Below are 20,326 nucleotides of genomic sequence, written 5' to 3'. Positions count from 1 at the left end.
CGCGCTTCGTCGTTACGAGAGGTTCCCTGCCATGTCCTCTTCAACGTCTCGATTCAACCGCCGCAGACTGCTTGTCGCCGCCGGGGCCGCCACGGCCACCGGCTTGTTGCGGCCTGGCATCGTGCTTGCCACCGAAGGCCCGAGTGGCTATACGCCGTCCTGGCCGTCGGTCGACCAGCATCCACCCGCGCCGGAATGGTTCCAGGACGCCAAGTTCGGCATCTACTTCCACTGGGGAGTGTTCAGCGTCCCCGCGTTCGCCAACGAGTGGTATCCGCGCAACATGTATGTCAGCGGCTCCAACGAGAACCGCCATCACGCTGCCACGTATGGGGACCCGTCCGCGTGGCCGTACCACAACTTCATCAACGGGGCACGAGACCGGGCGGGCAACTGGGTACAGTTCGCGCCGCGGTTACGGTCGGCGGGCGGCAACTTTGACCCGAACGAGTGGGCACAACTGTTCGCCGACGCGGGTGCCAAGTTCGCCGGACCGGTCGCCGAGCACCACGACGGCTACTCGATGTGGAACAGCACCGTCAACGAGTGGAACTCGGTGCGCACCGGCCCGCAGCTTGACTTGGTGCGGTTGCACGCGGACGCGATCCGCGCCAGAGGCATGAAGTTTGTGGTGTCGTTGCATCACGCGTACAACCACACCGGCTACTACGACCGAGTACCGGCCCAGCCGACTGCCAGTCTGCGCAAGCTGTACGGCCAGTTGGGCGCGGCCGCGCAGAACCAGTTGTGGCTGGACAAGCTCAGGGAGGTCATCGACGGCTATCAGCCCGACATCGTCTGGCAGGACTTCAACCTCGGCCGGATCGACGAGCCGAAGCGGCTGGAGTTCCTCGCGCACTACTTCAACCGGGCGGTCGCGTGGAACAAGGACGTGGTGACCACCTACAAGGACGGGCTGAACAACCGGGGATCGGTCTACGACTTCGAACGCGGCGGCCCTGCGGGGATCCAGTACCCCTACTGGCTGACCGACGACAGCATCTCCAGCTCCAGCTGGTGCTACACCGCCGGTATCGGCTACTACTCGCTCAACGCCATGCTGCACTCGTTGATCGACCGGGTCAGCAAGAACGGCAACATGTTGCTGAACATCGCCCCGATGGCGGACGGCACCATCCCCAGTGGACAGCGCACGATCCTGCTGGGCATCGGTGACTATCTCAAGCGGTTCGGCGAGTCCGTCTACGCGACACGGGCCTGGGAGGCCTTCGGTGAGGGCCCGACCCAGATGGGTGGCGGCTCGTTCGTCACGCCGCGGGCCGGAACCAACCGGGACATCCGGTTCACGCGCAACAAAGCCGCCACGGTGTTGTACGCGACCGTGATGGGCTGGCCGGGCAGCATGCTGTCGATCACGACCCTGAACTCGAACCGGATCAATCTCAGCGGCCTGGCCTCGGTCCAGCTGCTGGGAGCCACCGCCGGCACGTACATCAACCTGCCCGATCGCACCCAGAACAGCTCGGGCCTGCGGATCACGATGCCCTCGGCGGCGGCTCCGTTCAACGCACCTGCCTATGTCGTGAAACTCACCTTCAACGGCCAGATCCCCGGCCTGGGTACCGGTCCGCTGCCCACCGGCTGGACACGGATCGCCAATGTCACCAGCGGCCTGGTCCTCGACAGCGGTGGCAGCGTCCCTTCAGGCTCGGTGCTGAAGCAGTGGACCGCCGACGGAAGCACCAACTTGCAGTGGCAGCTGGTGGACGTGGGCGGCGGCTATGTGCGCATTGTCAACCGTACCAACGGCATGGTCGCCGACAGTGGAGGCAATGTCGCCGACGGGGCCAACGCGGCACAGGCGCCGTGGAACGCGAGCAACAATCAGCAATGGCGGTTGGCCAGCCTTGGCAACGGCCGCTACCAAATCATCAACCGGGCTACGGGCACGGCGTTGGACAGCGGCGGCGGTACTGCTGCCGGGTCCACTGTGAAGCTATGGAGCGTGAACTCCAGCACCAACCTCCAGTGGACGATCACGGCCGTCTGACCGTCTCCATTGGAACCATCTACCCGCGGCGCCTGTGGCGTTCCGGTGTGGCGGGCGCCTGCCCAGAGAACTGAGGAGTTACGAATCATGAGGTGGCGAACTTTCTGCCGATCTGTCGCGGTCGCGACACTTCTCGTGGCCGCCGTGGGCACGGGACACAGTGCCAGCGCGACCACGTCGGCTACGGATGTGGGCATCACCGCGGCGTCGGCAGGGTGCGGCAAGGCCCCGACGCTGGGGAACGGGACGTACACGATCCAGAGCAGTGGGAAGAACCGCAGTTTCATCCTGAAGGTCCCCGACAACTACAACAACCGCACGCCGTATCGCCTGGTCTTCGGGTTCCATTGGCGGGGCGGTACGGCCACCGACGTGGCCACCGGCCGGACGGTGAACCCGCAGTACTGGCAGTACTACGGCCTGTTGCGGCTGTCCGGTAACAGCACCATCTTCGTGGCGCCTCAGGGCCTGGGTAACGGCTGGGGCAATGCCGGTGGTGAGGACGTGACCTTCGTCGACAACGTGATCAACCGGATCGAGAACGACCTCTGCGTCGAAACAACCAAGCGCTTCGCTGTTGGCTTCAGTTGGGGCGGTGGCATGAGCTACGCGCTCGCGTGTGCCCGGCCGAACGTCTTCCGCGCGGTCGCGGCCTACTCCGGCGCACAGATAAGCGGATGCAGCGGCGGCACACAACCCATCGCGTACTTCGCCGCACACGGCGTCAGCGACGGAGTACTGGGTATCTCGGCCGGCCGGTCACTGCGAGACCAGTTCGTTCGCAACAACGGTTGCGCAGCGCAGAACCCGCGAGAACCCGCACGTGACAGCCGGACCCACATCATCACCACCTATTCCGGATGCCGGGCCGGCTATCCAGTTGTCTGGGCCGCGTACGACGGAGGCCACGACGCGAGTCCGTGTGACGGCGCGAACCGGGATGCCCCCGCGAACATCAAGGGCCAGTGCACCTGGCTGCCGGGCGAGACATGGCGGTTCTTCACCCAGTTCTAGGAGAACCACGATGAACAATCATGTCCGAGTTCGCAGATGTCTCTTCGTGCTGGCGGTGGCGATCGGTGCTCTCGCGATCGCACCGGCGGCCGCCCAGGCGGGATCGGTCATTCCGCCCGCTGACTACCAGCAGGTGCAGCTTGCGTCCGGCGGCGGTGAGCTCGGTGAGGCGATGTCGCTCGCGGTGTTGCCGAACCGTTCGGTGGTGCACACGGCGCGCGACGGCACAGTCCGGATCACCGACGCGGCCGGGAACACCGCCACCGCAGGAAAGCTGAACGTCTACTCACACGATGAAGAAGGCTTGCAGGGCGTCGCGGCCGACCCTGGTTTCGCCACGAACCGGTACATCTGGCTGTACTACTCCGCCCGGCTGTCCACTCCAGGCGGTGACGCACCGTCGGAGGGCTCGCAGGCGGAATGGGACCGCTGGAAGGGCGAGCTGCGGCTGTCCCGGTTCACGCTCACCACTGGCAATACCCTGGACATGGCCAGCGAGCGGATCGTGTTGCGGGTGGCCAACGACCGAGGCCTGTGTTGCCACGTGGGCGGCGACATCGACTTCGACGCGGCCGGAAACCTCTATCTGACCACAGGTGACGACTCCAACCCGTTCCAGTCCAGTGGCTACACGCCGATCGACGAGCGCACGAACCGCAATCCGCAGTACGACGCGCAACGTACCGCCGGCAATACCAATGACCTGCGGGGCAAGCTGTTGCGGATCAAGCCGCAGCCGGATGGGACGTACACGATTCCTGCAGGGAACCTGTTCCCGGCCGGCACCGCGCAGACGCGGCCGGAGATCTACGCGATGGGATTGCGTAACCCGTTCCGGATGAGCGTGGACAAGGCGACCGGCGTGGTCTATCTCGGCGACTACGGCCCGGACGCGGGCACCACGAACGCCGGCCGCGGGCCGAGCGGCCAGGTGGAGTTCAACCGGATCACCAGCGCGGGCAACTACGGCTGGCCGTACTGCACCGGCACGAACACCCAGGCCGAGACCTACACCGACTTCCAGTTCCCGTCAGGCCCGTCGGGGGCGAAATTCGACTGCGCGGGCGGGCCGGTCAACAATTCCTTCCGCAACACCGGTTTGCAGAAGCTTCCACCGGTGAAGCCGGCGTGGATCAAGTACGCGGGTGACAACGGAACCCCGCCGGAGTTCGGCACCGGTTCGGAGTCGCCGATGGGCGGTCCCGTCTACCGGTTCGATCCCAACCTGAGCTCCTCGGTCAAGTTCCCTCAGTCGCTGGACGGCCGGTTCTTCGCCGGTGAGTACGGCCGCCGCTGGATCAAGGCGATCGAAGTCACCTCCAGTGGCGGGGTCGGTGACATCGGGGCGTTCCCCTGGACCGGGACCCAGGTCATGGACATGGCGTTCGGCCCGGACGGGGCACTGTACGTGCTGGACTACGGTACGGGCTCGAACAACCAGGCGTTGTGGCGGATCGAGCACATCGGCAGGCAGAACCGTAATCCGATCGCGAAAGCCGCGGCGAACAGGACGTCCGGACCGGCGCCGCTGACCGTGACGTTCTCCTCGGCGGGCAGTTCCGACCCTGAGGGTGGTGCGCTGACCTATCAGTGGAACTTCGGCGACGGCACCTCGTCCACCGCAGCGAACCCCACGAAGACCTACAACTCCAACGGAAACTACACGGTCACGCTGACCGTGCGGGACCCGCAAGGGCTCACCGGCACGGCGAACGTGCAGATCTCAGTCGGCAACACCGCACCCTCGGTCACACTGTCCACACCGGCCAACGGAACCTTGTTCTCCTTCGGTGACCGGGTGAACTTCCAGGTCGCGGTGTCCGATCCGGAGGACGTGAGCATCGACTGCGGCCGCGTCAAGGTCCGCTACCTGCTCGGCCACGACAGCCACAACCACGAACTGACGTCGGTCAACGGTTGCTCCGGCACGATCGCCACACCGGCCGATGGTGAGCATGACCCGGCCGCCAACATCTACGGTGTGCTCGACGCCGAGTACACCGACAACGGCGGGCTGACCACCCACAGCCTCCGTACACTCCAGCCTCGCCATCGGCAGGGCGAGCATTTCTCGGCGCAGCAGGGCATCCAGACCGCGCAGCACGCCGGTGCCGAGGGTGGGACGACGGTCGGTTACACCGACAACGGCGACTGGATCTCCTTTACGCCCTACACACTGCCCAGCGCGGGCGGGAGCATCTCCGCCAGGGCTTCCTCCGGCGGTGCCGGCGGCACCCTCGAGGTCCGTGCAGGCTCGGCCACCGGCACGCTGCTCGGCTCGGTGACGGTGCCGAACACCGGAAGCTGGGACACCTTCACCACCGTCTCGACATCGCTGTCCGCCGCGCCGGCCGGCACGACCCAGCTGTTCCTCGTGTTCAGGAGGGTCAGCGGGACGGGCTACCTGTTCGACCTGGACGCGTTCACCATCTCCGGCTGAAAGGTCCGTCATGGCACACGAGATCACCCGCCGGTCGGTGTTGTCCGGCATCACCGCCAGTGGGCTTGCCCTGTTCCCAGCCGTGGCCATTGCCGCGCCCGTGACCAGGGTTCTGGTGTTCTCCAAGACCGCGGGATTCCGGCACGACTCCATCCCCGCCGGGATCGCCGCGATCCGGCAGCTCGGTACGCGCAACGGTTTCACCGTCGACGCGACCGAGGACGCCGGCCGCTTCACCACACAGAACCTGGCCCAGTACCAGGCGGTCGTGTGGCTCTCGACCACCGGCGACGTGCTCAACGCCGCCCAACAGGTGGCATTCGAGTCCTATGTGAACGGTGGCGGTGGGTATGTCGGCGTGCACGCCGCTGCCGACACCGAGTACAACTGGCCCTGGTACGGCGATCTTGTCGGTGCGTACTTCGCGTCGCATCCCGCGCAGCAACAGGCGTCGGTCATCGTCGAGAACCGCACCAACGACTCGACCGCGCATCTGCCGGCAGTCTGGAGTCGTTTCGACGAGTGGTACAACTATCGTACGAACCCGCGAGGCCGGGTGAACGTGTTGACGCGGCTGGACGAGTCGACCTACCGCGGTGGCACGATGGGCGCGGACCACCCGATCACCTGGTGGCGTGCGGTGGGTGCCGGGCGGGCCTGGTACACCGGCCTCGGCCACACCATTCAGTCCTATTCAGACGCTTTGTTCACCCGCATGCTCCTTGGCGGTATCCGGGTGGCCGCCCGCGCCGTCTGACTCGTGAGTGGAGGACCCAGATGTCGGATCTGACGCGACGGCAAGCGTTGAAGGCCGGTGCCGCGGGTGCCGTGCTGTTGCCGTTTCAGTGGACGGAGGCTGCCCGTGCCGGGTCGCTCGCGCCTCCGGAGGTACGTGCGGTCAACGACCTGGCGCTGTGGTATGACAGGTCGGCCGGTTCGGACTGGCTTCGTGCTCTGCCGATCGGCAATGGCCGCCTCGGCGCGATGGTGTTCGGCAACACCGACACGGAGCGGTTGCAGCTCAACGAGGACACAGTATGGGCCGGCGGTCCGCATGACTACAGCAATCCACGAGGTGCGGCCAATCTGGCGGAGATCCGGCGGCGGGTGTTCGCAAACCAATGGTCGCAGGCCCAGGATCTGATCAACCAGACGATGCTCGGCAGTCCGGGCGGTCAGCTGGCCTATCAGCCCGTGGGCGACCTCAGGATCACCTTGCCCGGTGCGAGTGGGATATCCGGTTACCAGCGGTGGCTGGATCTGACCACAGCCACAACGGTGGTCACCTATGTGGCGAACAATGTGCGGTACCGGCGTGAGGTGATCGCGAGCGCTCCCGACCAGGTGATCGCCATGCGCCTGACCGCGGAGACCCCGAATTCGATCTCGTTCTCGGCGTCTTTCACGTCTCCGCAACGGGTGACGGCGTCCAGTCCGGACAGTTCCACGATCGCGGTGGACGGCCGGTCCGGCGATCAGCGGGGCATTGCCGGAACAGTGCGGTTCCTCGCGCTGGCCAAGGCGATCGCCACAGGCGGGACCACCACCAGCTCCGGCGGAACACTTCGAGTGTCCAATGCGAACAGTGTGACGCTGCTGATCTCGGTCGGCACCAGTTACGTCGACTACCGCAACGTCAACGGCGACTACCAGGGCATCGCGAGGGGCCGCCTCAGCTCCGCTCAGGGCACGCCGTACGACACTCTTCTCGCCCGGCACGTAGCCGACTACCAAAGGCTGTTCGGCCGCACGACTGTCGACCTGGGACGGACCTCAGCGGCCGACCAGCCGACGGACGTCCGGATCTCCCAGCACAACTCGGTCAACGACCCGCAGTTCTCGGCCCTGCTGTTCCAGTACGGCCGGTACCTGCTGATCTCCTCCTCCCGGCCCGGTACCCAACCGGCCAACCTGCAGGGCATCTGGAACGAGCAGATGGCCCCGCCGTGGGACTCGAAGTACACGATCAACGCCAACCTGCCGATGAACTACTGGCCCGTCAACACGACGAACCTCGCCGAGTGCCAAGAGCCGGTCTTCAAGATGATCAACGACCTCACGGTCACCGGTACTCGTACGGCACAGGTGCAGTACGGCGCCCGAGGCTGGGTCACCCACCACAACACCGACGGATGGCGAGGCTCCTCGGTCGTCGACGGGGCGCTGTGGGGCATGTGGCAGACCGGCGGTGCATGGTTGTCCACGTTGATCTGGGACCAGTACCGGTTCACCGGTGACGTGGGGTTCCTGCGGTCCAACTATCCCGCGATGAAGGGTGCCGCCCAGTTCTTCCTCGACACGCTGGTGGAGGAACCGACGCTGAAGTCGTTGGTGACCAACCCGTCGAACTCGCCGGAGCTGGCTCATCACGCGAACGTGAGCGTGTGTGCGGGGCCCACAATGGACATGCAGATCCTGCGGGACCTGTTCGACGGGTGCGCTCGTGCCAGCGAGGTACTGGGCGTGGACGCCGACTTCCGCGGGCAGGTGGTGGCGGCCCGCAACCGGCTGGCCCCGATGAAGGTCGGCTCGCGCGGGAACATCCAGGAATGGCTTTACGACTGGGTGGAGACCGAGCCGGGGCACCGGCACATCTCGCACCTGTACGGTCTGCATCCCAGCAACCAGATCACCAAACGTGGTACGCCGCAGTTGTTCTCGGCCGCCCGCCGGACCCTGGAGCTGCGCGGGGACGCCGGAACCGGCTGGTCACTCGCCTGGAAGATCAACTACTGGGCCCGGATGGAAGAGGGCGCCCGGGCCCACAAACTGATCCGTGACCTCGTGACCCCTGCCAGGCTCGCGCCCAACGTGTTCGACCTGCACCCGCCGTTCCAGATCGACGGCAACTTCGGCGCGACCTCCGGTATCGCCGAAATGCTGCTGCACAGCCACAACAACGAACTGCACCTGCTGCCCGCGTTGCCGGCGGCCTGGCCGACCGGGCGCGTCACAGGATTGCGTGGACGCGGCGGATACACAGTCGGCGCCGCGTGGAGCACCAGCCGGATCACCGAGCTGTCCCTCACCGCGGACCGCAGCGGCACGGCAAGGGTCCGTAGCCGGATGTTCACCGGCACCTACGAGATACGTGACGAGACAAGCAGCACCGTGATCCAGCCGGCAAAACCCGAGACCGACCTGATCGAGTTCCCCGTCCAGGCCGGCCACACCTATCGCGCGACCGCCCGATGAGCGCACGACGGTGGAGCGATGACTCCGCACTGATGAGGTTTCACCATGCTTCGTAACTCCAAACGTTGCCTCGCCGTGACGATGTCACTGGCGTGCGTTTTGCTGAACCAGCCTCCAGCGCACGCCGCGGCCGCGGCGACCATCGACGGCGCTGTGGTGTACCAGCCGATCGACGGATTCGGGTTCTCCCAGGCGTTCGGGCGGACCAACGTCATCCGCGCCATGTCCGCGGCCAATCAGCAACAGGTGCTCGATCTGCTCTTCAACCGCACCACCGGTGCCGGGCTGAGCATCGTGCGGCTCGGGATCAGCTCAAGCGGCAGTTCCATCCAGCCGACCAACCCGGGCGGCCCGAACGCCACACCCCGCTATGTCTGGAATGGCGACGACGACGGCCAGGTATGGCTGTCGAAGAAAGCACAGTCCTATGGCGTCAATCGCTTCTATGCCAACGCATGGAGCGCGCCCGGCTACATGAAGACCAACGGCAACGAAGCCAACGGCGGCTCGTTGTGCGGCCTGCAGGGCGCCTCGTGCGGCAGCGGCGACTGGCGCCGGGCGTACGCCAACTACCTGGTGCAGTATACGAAGTTCTACGCCCAGGAAGGCATCAAGATCACCGATCTGGGGTTCACCAACGAACCCAACTACACCACCGACTATTCCTCGATGCGGTTCACCCCGGCGCAGGCCGCGGAGTTCGCCAGGACAGTCGGGCCGATCGCGGGCGCGGCCGGGCTCAAACTCGCCTGTTGCGACCCCGTGGGCTGGAACGACCAACGCTCCTACGCCTCGGCGATCCTCGCGGACCAGGAAGCCAACCGGTGGGTTTCTCTCCACACCGGACATCACTACAGCAGTGCGCCGACCTCGCCGTTGTCCGTGGGCGGGCGGCCCACCTGGATGTCGGAATGGTCGCCGGGCAGCAGTTCCAGCTCCTGGAACACCAACTGGGACGACCGTGGCGGCTATGACGGGTTCACAGTCGCCAACTCCATCCATACCGCCCTCACCGGCGGGAACGTCAACGGGTACGTCTACTGGTACGCGGTGTCGCTCAACAACACCCGGGCGTTCATCCAGGGAAACGGCAGCAGCTACACGGTGTCCAAGCGGCTGTGGGCCATGGCCGGGTACAGCCGCTACATCCGTCCCGGCGCCACCCGCATCGGTGCGATGTCAGGGGATGGCAACCTGCGGCTGTCGGCGTTCCGCAACAGTGACGGTTCCCTGGTGGTGGTCGCGCTCAACACCGGTACCAGCGCCACGCCCATGTCGTACACCTTGCGCAACAGTGGTGTGACAACCGGGACTGCCACCCCGTACCTGACCAACAACTCCAACAACATGGCCCAGCAGCCGGCAGCGGGGATCAACGGTGGCGCGTTCTCGGCGACCGTTCCGGCGCGGTCGCTGGTGACCTACCGGATCACCAGTGGATAGCAGAAGGGAGACCACAGTGACTATGACCTGCCTGGCCCGCCGCCGGCTGGCGACCGTCGTGTCCGGGCTGTTGCTGCTGACTGGAATGTCGGCTGTATCGTCGGCAAATTCCGCGCAGGCACTGGAAAACGGTGTGGCGCGCACGCCGCCGATGGGCTGGAACACGTGGAACACGTTCGGCTGCAACATCAGCGAGACCTTGATCAGGCAGACGGCCGACGCGATGGTCAACTCCGGCATGCGCGATGCGGGTTACAAGTATGTCGTGGTCGACGACTGCTGGTTCAACCCCAACCGTGACTCGGCCGGCAACCTGCAGGGCAACCCGAGCCGGTTCCCCAGTGGCATGAAGGCGCTCGGCGACTACATCCACAGCAAGGGGCTCAAGTTCGGTATCTATCAGGCACCGCTGGACAAGACCTGCGCTCAGTACTTCAACGCCTATCCGGGTGCGACCGGCAGCCGCGGGCACGAGGTGCAGGACGCCCGCCAGTTCGCCGCGTGGGGCGTGGACTATCTGAAGTACGACTGGTGTTCGCCCACGGGCACGATCGACGAGCAGGTGCGTACGTTCGCCAGGATGCGTGACGCGCTTGCCGCCAGTGGCAGGCAGATCGTGTTCAGCATCAATCCCAACAGCATCCACGACAAGACCGGGCCGCGGCGCAACTGGGGTGACGTGGCGAACATGTGGCGTACCACCGAGGACATCACCAACAGGTGGAACACCGGGCAGACCAACGGCTACCCGATGGGCATCCAGAACATCGTGAACGTCACGGTGCCGCTGGCCTCGTACGCGCGGCCGGGAAGCTTCAACGATCAGGACATGATGGAGGTCGGCCGTGGCGGCATGACCGACACCGAGATGCGCAGCCACTTCGCGCTCTGGGCGATCATGGCCTCGCCGCTGATCGCGGGCAACGACCTGCGGAGCATGAACCCGGCGACCACGACGATCCTGAAGAACCAGAACCTCATCGCGATCAACCAGGACAGTCTCGGTCTGCAGGCCACCCAGGTCAGCAACGACGGTACCCGCCGGGTGCTGGCCAAGCGGCTGGCCAACGGCGATGTGGCGGTCGCCCTGTTCAACCAGGGAAGCGGCACCACCACCGTCAGCACGACAGCCGTCGCGATCGGGCTGTCCGGGAATTCGTTCACTCTGCGGGACGCGTGGACCGGTCAGACAAGCACGACCTCAAGTGCCATCTCGGCCAGCGTCCCGTCACACGGCACGGTTGTCTACCGGGTCGCCCGTTCCTGACCAGGAGGGGAGGTGGGGTGTTGGCGGCGTTGGAGCGACCGCCAACACTTCATTTCACTACGATGTGGACTGAAGGGCCCGGTACCGGTCCGACCGTCGAGGAGTTCAGCCAAGATGTCATTGACCGACGAGGCCATCTCGCGGATCCGTGAGCTGGTCCGGTCCGGGCGTTTCCCGGCTGGTGCGAAACTGCCGCCCGAACACGAGCTGACCGCGGAGCTCGGCATGTCGCGCAGCCCGGTGCGGGAGGCTGTCAAGGCGCTGGCGGTAGCCGGCGTGCTCGACGTGCGTCGTGGCGACGGCACCTACGTGTGCCGTGTTCGAGGAATATCAGCGCGTAGAGACGCTTGCCGAGTGCGGTGTCGATGTGGAAGAAGTCTGCGGCGGTGATGCCGCGGGCTTGGCTGGCCAGGAACTGTGTCCACGTGGGGCCAGTTCGGCGTGGAGCGGGATCGATCCCTGCCGTGCGGAGGATCTTCCATATGGTGGATGCGGCGATCGGGTGACCGAGTCGTGCCAGTTCGCCTTGGATTCTCCGGTGACCCCAGCGCGGGTTGTCGTGAGCCAGGCGGAGGATGAGCTTCTTGATCGTGGCGTGGGTGGGCGGCCGCCCGGCAGGGCGTCGGCGTGCGCTGTAGTCCCATTTCGCGGTGATGAACCTGCGGTGCCAGGCCAGGATTGTTGCGGGTTGGACAGGGAAGATCTCACGCCAGCGGCGTCGGGGGAGCAGTGAGGACAGTGCGGCGAACCAGAAACGATCCGCCGGTTCGTACCGGACCTGACTGGTGATCTGGCAGCGGAGGACGGCGTTCTCGTGCCGGAGCACCAGCAGTTCAGCGTCGAGCACCCCACCGGGTTCGTCGGCGACTTCCGTTGCCCTCGAAGCCGTCGCGACCAAGACGCCTACCAGTTGCGCTATCGCGGGGGCTCTGGCTCGTCAGAGGTACGTTCCGCCGCGGGCAATTCGGCCAGCGGCGGGTCGGCCAGGGTGCCGGCTACCTGTGCGGCCAGTGCCTGAATGGCTTGCGGATCGAGATGGCGGACATGGTCGGCGGCCAGTTCGACGGACTCGCCGTCCTTGGTCACCTTGATGGTGATCTTGCCTGAGCGGTGCCGGAGCCAGACGATGACGGCGCTGGTCAGCGCCGCCAGTGCGCCGCCTGGACCGAGACCGACCTGCAGTACGTCGGTGATCGTGCCCATGGCGCCGGATGGCGGCGGGGCCTGGCGCAGCTCGATCCGGCCGCGGAACTCGTCCTCGCCGATCAGCCAGTCTCGCAGGTCACGCAGATCGTCGTCCGGACTGGACGTGGTCTTGACGAGAATCGACAGGGCGACTTGCTGCTGCATGGAATGTGGCCTCGTTCGTCAGGGACAGGGGGACTGGAACGGTACGTCAGGCAGAACCTGACGCCATTGGTCTTCGGTGATCCTGGTGTTCAACGTCGAGCACACCAGGTCGGCCACGGCCTGCGCTTCGGTATTCCAGAGCTGGACGGTCGAGTCCCATGAAGCGGTGGCGATGGTAGACGAGCCCGGGGCGAACGACACCCCGTAGACCACATTGGTATGACCGACAAGGGTTGCCACCAGAACTGGTTTGGCGCGGTCGCTGACGTCCCATACCTTGGCCGTCTTGTCCTCGGAGGTGGTGACGACAGTGCGCCCGCCGTCACCGAACGCGACGCCGAAGACCTGACCGACATGACTGCTCAGTACCGACATCACGACGGGTCGCCGTGGATCGCTGACGTCCCAAAGCCTGGCCGTCCGATCGTCGGACGCGGTGGCGAGCGTCAAGCCATCCGGACTGAACGCGACACCTCGCGTCGTGCTCCCATGATCGTCCTTGACCGCGATCTGCCGGGCCTGGCGCGGGTCGACGACATCCCACAACCGCAACGTCCGGTCCTCCGACACGGTCGCGAGTGTCTGGCCGTCCGGGCTGAACGCCACCCCGAACACGTAACTGGTGTGTCCCCTAAGGACGTCCAGTGGTACTGGCTGCCGAGGATGTGTGACGTCCCAGAGCCGCGCGGTCTGGTCGCCCGAAACCGTCGCCAGTATCGAGCCGTCCGGGCTGAACGCCACGCTTTTCACGGTGTCGGTGTGTTCGCCAAGGGTTGCCAGCTCCACGGGTTGAGAGCCGACATCCCATAACTTCGCGGTGCCGTCATCGGACGCCGTGGCCAGCAGTTGACCATCCCGTTTGAACGCCAACGCGTTGACTGTGTTCTTGTGCCCGGGAAGCGTCGCGAGCGCGGTGGGCGCACCGGGGTTGGAGATGTCCCACAGCCTCGCCGTACGGTCCTCCGACGCGGTGGCCAACGTCTTACCGTCCGGGCTGAACACGGTCGCGCGAACAGTGCCAGTGTGGCCGCCGAGTGGTGGCAGCATGCTGGCCGGATGACGGGGATCGCTGACGTTCCAGAGCTTTCCGCTCTGATCCGCGGATGTCGTTGCCAGTGTTCGGCCGTCCGGGCTGAACGTCACCCAGTTGACCGCGTTGGTGTGGCCGGAGAGGGTCGCGGTGGGAATCGGATGAGCCGGATCGCTTACGTCCCACAACTTCACCATCGTGTCGGCTGAGCCGGTGGCCAGCGTGCGCCCGTCCGGACTGAACGCGGCGCCGCGGATGGCGTCCGTGTGACCGGTGAGGGTCGCCAGCTCCACAGGTTTGCCAGCGATGTCCCAGAGTTTCACCGTTCGGTCATTGGACGCGGTGGCCAGAAGGTTACGGCCCGGCGCGAACGGCACTACTCGAACGGTGTCCGTGTGGCCAGGCAGAGTGGCCACGCCCTTGGGCTGACTGGGATTTGTGATGTCCCATATTTTGGCCGTACGGTCCTCGGACGCACTCGCCAGCAGGCCGTCCCGCAGGAACGACACGCTTCGCACGACGTCCTGATGACCTGGGATCCTCGCCAGCAGTGCCGGTTTGCCAGGGTCGTTGATGGCCCAGAGGCGGATCATCCGGTCCGCCGACGCGGTGGCGATCGTTCTGCCGTCGGGCGCGATGGCCAAACCACGTACGGAGTTCGTATGTTCGGCCAATGTGGACAGTTCAACTGGACGTCGTGGATCGCTGACATCCCACAGCTTCACCGTACGGTCACCGGATGCCGTCGCGAGCAACTGCCCGCCGCGGTCAAAGACGGCCTCGTAGACCGGGCCGGTATGTCTCTCCAGTTTGGCCAGTTGAACGGGATGGCGAGGATCGGCGCGGATGTCCCACAACCGCACAGTGTTGTCCTCGGCGCCGGTGGCGACGACCGCGCCGTCGCCCCGGAACGCTGCCGCGACCACACCGCCTGTGTGCCCCATGAGCGCCACAGGCAACGGGAGTGTCACCGAGCTGAGGACCGCGCTGCGTGCTTCGGGCGTGTTGTGAGTACGGAACGCGGCAACGCCGAGCTGCATGGCCACGGCGGGGTCGACGCCGCGCATGTCGGCAGCCGTACGGGCGGTGGCGAGGGAGTGAGCACGATTGAGACTGGCTTCAGCCACGTCACGCTGGCGGTCGGCGATCCGCTCCTGCCAGATGGCGTAAACGGCGGCCAGCGATGACATCACAAGCAGAACGGCCAGCACGGCGACACCGATTTTACGCAGCCGCCTGGCTTTCCGGACCTGGCGACGGCTGGCGTTGAGAAACTCACGCTCACGCTGCCCGAGCGATTCCCCGGAGTCCTCCCGCAGCTGGCTGTCCACCGCGGCCAACCGGTTGCGGGACAACAGCGAAGCCGGATCGCGGTTCTCGTCCTCCCAGGTGGCCGCGGCTTCGCTGAGCTGCCGGTGGACCAGCAGGTCCGCCCGGCTGTCGGCGATCCAGTCGCGCAGCCTCGGCCACGCACGCAGCAGCGCGTCGTGCGTGATCTGCACGAAGTCCTCGTCCACGCTGACCAGCCGCGCCCGCACCAGCTTGTCCAGCACTTTGCGGACACCCGGCTCCGCACCGATCTTCGATGATGGAAGCTTGCGTCTGCTGTCGGCGGTCCCGACACCGACCTGCACCAGCTGCAGCAGCAGGCGCCTGGCGATGTCCCGGCTGTCCGGATCGAGTTCGTCGATCACCGAGTCCGCGGTCTTGGCCAGCGCCTGCTCGATACCGCCGGTGGTCAGATATCCCCGCAGGGTCAGGCGGTTTCCTTCGCGGACCTGCCATGTGCTCAGCAACGCGTGGGACAGCAGCGGCAGCGTGCGGGCCGCTGCGCCGGTCCCACCGACGTCCTCGAGCAGCCGGTCGACCAGCTGCGGTTCCACTACCAGTTTGGCTCGGTCCGCCGGCTTTTCGATCACTTCGCGTATCTCGGCGTCGTCCAGCGGGGTGACCACCACCGGGCGCTGCAGTGCCGGCACCAGCTCGGGGTAGCTCGCGCAGATGCCGAAGAACCCGGCCCGCAGGCAGATGACCACTGTCGCCGCGGGCTCCCGCCCGTCCGGGCCGGGGCTGCCGGCCGCGCTCAACTCCTCGATGAAGCGGCGGCGAACCGACTCGTCCTCACAGCTGGTGAACAGCTCCTCGAACTGGTCGACCACCAGGAGCATCCGCGTGCCGGTCCGGTTGCGGGCCACGAGCACGTCGGCGAGCGCCCCCGGCTTGGCTTGCAGGCGCTCGCGGAGCACGCCGGTGGACACGCCTGCTGACGCGGACAGCCGGATCGCCAGTTCCCAGAACGGATCCGACCCGGGCGTGAGCACCTGCCATTCCCATCTGGGCGCCACGGTCATCCGCCCGACCGCAGGGACAAGGCCCGCACGCAACAAGGATGACTTGCCCACCCCCGACGATCCGGTCACCAGCAGCGGCTGGCGCTCGCCGATCCGAGCGACCAGATCGTCGATCAGCCGGTCGCGCCCGAAGAAGTAGCCGGCGTCCTCGGGACGGAAGTACGCCAGTCCGCGATACGGGCTGCCTTCGTCGCCACGGTCGGGTTCGGGCTTTGGCGGCCGTGCGGCTGCGTTACGCGCGAACGGCCTCATGTCGGTGTGGTCGGCCGCTTGCCGGCGTGGTCGCGGAAAACCTTTGTCTGCCAGCTTCGCCGACAGCGCTTGGTACACCTGGTCCAGAGTGAACACATCGGGACCGCCGGGGTCGCCGTTGCGCAGCAGCCGGATGACCTCACCGCTGAACGCGGTGTGCCGCTCGTTCTCCGGCGCCCACGCGTGCTCGTCCCGTCCGGCTGCGGCCAGCAGGTAGAAGCCTTTCTCCTGCGCAGTCGCGGACAACGAGTCCATCACGTTCCCGGTGACACCGTGGGCACGTCCGGCGAAACAACAGTCAAGGACAACGACAGTCGAGCGTGCCGTGGTTTGTTCCACCACCTCCCGCAGGTCCTCGTACGGGAACGCCTGATAGCGCAGCAGACCATGGCCGATGTCGGTGGTGGCGAGCGTGGCCAGGTAGAGGCGGCCGCCGTTGCCGATGACGCCGTGGCACACGAAATACAACACCAGTGTGTCCGTCGCGCGCGTCGCCGCGGCCATGAGGGCCTCGCCCAGCTCGTTCGGCGTACCGGGATCCAGCACCGTGGTGAGGTTGCCGGGGGCCAGGCCGCAGTAGTCGACGAACGTCTGCCCAAGCGCTGCGACGGTCGGCGCGATCGAGGGGACGCCAGGCAACATCGACCCTTGCTCGTGGCCGCCGGTGCCCACGACCAACACCCGAGTTCCGGCCGAGGCCAATAACCCGCCAGATCCGGACTCCACCGGTCATCCCCCTGCTCGCCTGTGTGAGCCGTCGCACGCCGATCACGCTCAGCATAGGTCACCATGGGCGTCGTCAAGGGCTAGGCAGGTCCTGAATCGCCTTGCGCAACGCGAGGGACCCGATGGCCGAGGCGACGCAGCTCGCCCTGGATACGCACCACCCCCAGGTCTGGTTCTCCCTCGCCAGGCGCAGTATGAAAGTCACCAGCTTCATCGCTGATCGGCGGCCGGCCCGGTGGCTTTGATTGTCGCCAGCGCGCGGCGATCAGCCTGCGGTGCCAGCGCACCAATGTTCCCGGTGTGACTATCCGGTGGGCGCGTAGGACCTTGGGAAGCATTCGGGCAAGCGCGGCGAGGACCGCGCGAGCTGACCAGGAGAGACGAGGCTTCGGGTTGTTGCGTTGCAGCACAGCGAGCTGGTGGCGCAACGCGACGATCTCGGCGTCCTTTGACGCTGACGGTCGAGCGAACAGGGCAAGCCAGTACAGCACCCGACCGAAGAGCCGGTAGACCATGCGAACAGACACGACCGCCGATCATCGGATGCCGCGATCGCCCAGGTCAAACCGGATTGCCGCATTTTCGACCAGGACACGCCACAGGTCGGCCCGTCGCCTCTGCTCGCTGTAGTCTGCCCGCTCCCGAGCGACCGCCCGCGCCGCCCGAAGCCGTTGCAGCACAATGGTATCGATGCTGTCCAGCACCCGCCACGCGATGGCCGTCGAGGCCACCGCGCCGAACAGGGCCGGCTGATCCGGTAACGCGGCCAGATCGCTGATCGTCTGGCCGCCCTTGCCCAGCATCACCGCCAGATCGATCGCAACCCGCCCCGGCTCATGCCCGCGCCCGCGAGCTGTTCGCGGAAGGCCGCGAACGGGCGTTCCGGGAAGGCTACCGTTCGTTCGTGCCGTACCTGGGGTGGCCGCGTCGCCGCTGGCGTCGGCACAGGGCGATCACCTGCTTGCCGCGCGGATGGTCGGGTTCGCCGACAGTGCGTTTGCCGCGATCGGGCTGGTGCCTGATCCCGACGACGCGGAAGAGCTGTCGACCGCCCGCGCGGCCGCTGTCGACGCGCTGGGCGATGCCCGCTTCACCGAAACCTGCGCGAAGGGCGCTGCGCTGGCGGACACCGAGGTGTTCGGACTCACCTGGACCGACGCGCCGGGTCGGTGAGCGGCCCCGCGGCCCACAGGTGGTAGGCGAGGCGCTCAGCAGTCGAGCCGGTGTGCTCGAGGGCATCCGCGATCCGCATGTGCAGCCGGGTCGCCCGGGGTGGCGGTGTGGTTTCGGAGACCGCTTCGCGGACCAGGTCATGCGCGAAACGAAACGAGAACGGGTCGTCCGGAGTGGGTTCGAGCAGGCCGAGTGCGTCCAGGGCCTCGATGCGGTCCAGGCAGGTCTCGATGTCGAGGTCAGCCGCGCGGGCAAGCAGGTCGAGGTCGACCTCACGGCCGATGAACGCGGCGATCTGGAGGAGATTCCGGGAATCGTGGCCGAGGCCCGCCATGCGGTCCCGGACGATGTCGTGCACGGTGGACGGCACACCGGTCCGTGCGGTGTCTTCGGTGAGCACACCCGTGAGCAGCCGGGACAGTTCCCTGACGAAGAACGGATTGCCGGCTGTGCGGGCGTGGATGATGCGGGCAGCGTCCGGGCTGGGCTCCCTGCCGATCTCGTGACGCACGAGCTCGGCCGCCTCGGCCGCGTCGAGCGGACCGAGCCGGATACGGCGATGACTGGGCACCCGGCTAGCCGTGGCGAGCATCCCCGACAGCTCGGTGCTGAGGGCGGGCGCGCGATTGCGGAGCGCGCCGACAAGAACGGTGCCATGGGGCATCCGGGCTGCCAGATGACCGAACAGACGCAGTGACGCGAAGTCGGCCCACTGCAGGTCGTCGATGACGAGAAGTACCGGCCGCTGGGCCGATGCCTCGCCGATGACAGTGACGACCCGCTCGAACAGCCGGAACCGGGTGGCGTTGTCCGGCAGCGCAGGACCGTTCTCCCGCGGATCGATGAGGCGGCTGAGCTCTCCGCCGAGCCACTTCTCCCGCGCGGTGGGCAGGTTGTCGAGGACCGCGCCGATCGCCTGTACCCACGGCCACATCGACGGCGTGTCGTCGCCGTCGAGGCAGCGACCCCACCCGACGAGCGCGCCGCGTCGATCCGCCTCGGCGGCGGCCTCCTCCAGCAGACGGGTCTTTCCCACCCCGGGCTCGCCCTCGACGATGACAAGCCCGGTAACACTCGCCACCGCCTGGTGAAACACCGCGAGTTCCTCGACTCGGCCGACCAGACCGCCGATCGGCGGTGTCTCGGGCACCCCGGCCACCGGGGCCAGGGTCGGGCGCAGCACCCGCTGGTGCGCGGCATGCAGAACAGGGCCAGGATCGATGCCGAGATCCTCGGCAAGTCGCGCGCGGACCGTGCGGAAGGCCGCGAGTGCTTCTGCCTGCTGCCCGGCGGCGGCCAGCGTGGTGATGAGGCTTGCCTGGACCGACTCGTGCAGGGGTGCCATCGACGTGGCCAGCCGGAGAGGCGGCAGCACTCGATGCGGTTGGCCCAGGGAGATCGCGAGGTCGGCAGCGGCAGTGCACGCGTCGAAGAACTCTCCGTCGAGGGCGGTGAAGATGATCATCGCCGCTGATCCGTAGGTGAGCCCGTGGCCCGCTGGACCGTGCCACAGTCCCAGGGCTTTGGTGTAGTGGTCGAGAGCGCCCTCGTTGTCGTCATGGGCGAGGTGGGTCCTGGCGGTCTCGACGTGTTCGCGGAAGTCGATCAGGTCGAGCATGCCGTGCGCGATGGTGAGCCGGTAGCCGTTGCCATGTCTGTGCAGGTAGGAACCGGCTTCGCGAGCTGGGAGCGTGGGCTCGAAGATTCGGCGCAGGGCACCTACGTACTTGTGGACGACATTGACCGCACTGGCGGGGGCGTCGTCGTCCCAGATCAGGTCGATCAGTTCGCCCGCACTGACCGGCTGGCCGGCGCGGGCCAGGAGCAGGGCGAGCAGATAGGCCTGCTGGCGTGGGCCGGGGTGGACTTCGACACCGTCGCGCCGGAGTCGCAGCGGACCGAGAACCTGGAGCCACAGGGAGTTGTCCGAGACCATCTGAGCCTCGCCATCTGTACGGGTGGGACGCGTCCTCCGGTATAGCAAGCGTGGCGCGTGTCCAGCAGCTCCCTCGGGTACTGGACAAAAGGAAATCCGCTGGTCGCCGCGTGCCCTGACGTGCGAGCTCCTTGCTGT

13 protein-coding genes and 2 pseudogenes are annotated in these 20,326 nt (G+C 66.6%); 9 read left to right on the top strand and 6 right to left on the bottom strand.

Annotation, left to right across the window (positions count from 1 at the left end):
• Positions 1–31 precede the first annotated feature (31 nt).
• From JOF56_RS45535 to JOF56_RS45500, 8 genes and pseudogenes are all read left to right on the top strand, one after another.
• A complete protein-coding gene (locus JOF56_RS45535) occupies positions 32–2,011 on the top strand; it encodes an alpha-L-fucosidase (RefSeq protein WP_209645743.1) in 1,980 nt (659 codons plus the stop codon).
• A gap of 87 nt (positions 2,012–2,098) precedes the next feature.
• Positions 2,099–3,025 carry a CE1 family esterase gene (locus JOF56_RS45530; protein WP_209645742.1) on the top strand — a complete coding sequence of 309 codons (927 nt, stop codon included), beginning with the start codon at positions 2,099–2,101 and terminating at the stop codon, positions 3,023–3,025.
• A gap of 10 nt (positions 3,026–3,035) precedes the next feature.
• Positions 3,036–5,465 (top strand): PQQ-dependent sugar dehydrogenase, encoded by a 2,430-nt coding sequence (locus JOF56_RS45525; RefSeq protein WP_209645741.1) that lies wholly within the window; start codon positions 3,036–3,038, stop codon positions 5,463–5,465.
• A gap of 10 nt (positions 5,466–5,475) precedes the next feature.
• Positions 5,476–6,210: pseudogene (locus JOF56_RS45520) on the top strand (ThuA domain-containing protein); the annotation flags it as partial.
• A 32-nt stretch (positions 6,211–6,242) separates the two neighbouring features.
• Complete coding sequence (locus JOF56_RS45515) at positions 6,243–8,660, top strand: glycoside hydrolase family 95 protein (RefSeq protein ID WP_209645739.1); 2,418 nt, start codon at positions 6,243–6,245, stop codon at positions 8,658–8,660.
• A 45-nt stretch (positions 8,661–8,705) separates the two neighbouring features.
• On the top strand, positions 8,706–10,103 hold the full coding sequence (locus tag JOF56_RS45510) for a glycoside hydrolase family 30 protein (RefSeq protein WP_209645738.1): 1,398 nt from the start codon (positions 8,706–8,708) through the stop codon (positions 10,101–10,103).
• A gap of 22 nt (positions 10,104–10,125) precedes the next feature.
• Positions 10,126–11,370 (top strand): glycoside hydrolase family 27 protein, encoded by a 1,245-nt coding sequence (locus tag JOF56_RS45505; protein ID WP_209648880.1) that lies wholly within the window; start codon positions 10,126–10,128, stop codon positions 11,368–11,370.
• A gap of 114 nt (positions 11,371–11,484) precedes the next feature.
• Positions 11,485–11,622, top strand: a pseudogene (locus JOF56_RS45500) (GntR family transcriptional regulator); the annotation flags it as partial.
• A 1-nt stretch (position 11,623) separates the two neighbouring features.
• On the opposite strand, the gene JOF56_RS45495 reads toward JOF56_RS45500, so the two are convergent.
• The 5 genes from JOF56_RS45495 to JOF56_RS45475 all read right to left on the bottom strand — a co-directional run bounded on the left by JOF56_RS45495 (position 11,624) and on the right by JOF56_RS45475 (position 17,885).
• Positions 11,624–12,268 (bottom strand): IS3 family transposase, encoded by a 645-nt coding sequence (locus JOF56_RS45495; RefSeq protein WP_245381309.1) that lies wholly within the window; start codon positions 12,266–12,268, stop codon positions 11,624–11,626.
• Positions 12,269–12,285: 17 nt separating this feature from the next.
• Positions 12,286–12,720 carry an effector-associated constant component EACC1 gene (locus JOF56_RS45490; RefSeq protein WP_209645737.1) on the bottom strand — a complete coding sequence of 145 codons (435 nt, stop codon included), beginning with the start codon at positions 12,718–12,720 and terminating at the stop codon, positions 12,286–12,288.
• Positions 12,721–12,738: 18 nt separating this feature from the next.
• Positions 12,739–17,025, bottom strand: coding sequence for a caspase, EACC1-associated type (locus JOF56_RS60440; RefSeq protein WP_209645736.1), 4,287 nt, complete (start codon positions 17,023–17,025; stop codon positions 12,739–12,741).
• A 134-nt stretch (positions 17,026–17,159) separates the two neighbouring features.
• Positions 17,160–17,606, bottom strand: a complete 447-nt coding sequence (locus tag JOF56_RS45480) for a helix-turn-helix domain-containing protein (RefSeq protein ID WP_209645735.1) — start codon at positions 17,604–17,606, stop codon at positions 17,160–17,162.
• A gap of 9 nt (positions 17,607–17,615) precedes the next feature.
• Entirely contained in the window at positions 17,616–17,885 is a 270-nt protein-coding gene (locus tag JOF56_RS45475; RefSeq protein ID WP_209645734.1) for a hypothetical protein, read from the bottom strand.
• Positions 17,886–17,997: 112 nt separating this feature from the next.
• On the opposite strand from JOF56_RS45475, the gene JOF56_RS45470 reads away from it, so the two are divergent.
• Positions 17,998–18,252 carry a hypothetical protein gene (locus JOF56_RS45470; RefSeq protein ID WP_209645733.1) on the top strand — a complete coding sequence of 85 codons (255 nt, stop codon included), beginning with the start codon at positions 17,998–18,000 and terminating at the stop codon, positions 18,250–18,252.
• Here JOF56_RS45470 and JOF56_RS45465 read toward each other — a convergent pair.
• On the bottom strand, positions 18,224–20,188 hold the full coding sequence (locus tag JOF56_RS45465) for an ATP-binding protein (protein ID WP_209645732.1): 1,965 nt from the start codon (positions 20,186–20,188) through the stop codon (positions 18,224–18,226). The two genes, JOF56_RS45470 and JOF56_RS45465, sit on opposite strands and share 29 nt — an antisense overlap.
• Positions 20,189–20,326: the final 138 nt, after the last annotated feature.

This window comes from Kibdelosporangium banguiense, assembly GCF_017876405.1.
GTDB lineage: Bacteria > Actinomycetota > Actinomycetes > Mycobacteriales > Pseudonocardiaceae > Kibdelosporangium > Kibdelosporangium banguiense.
This window is presented reverse-complemented; position numbering and strand designations above follow the sequence as displayed.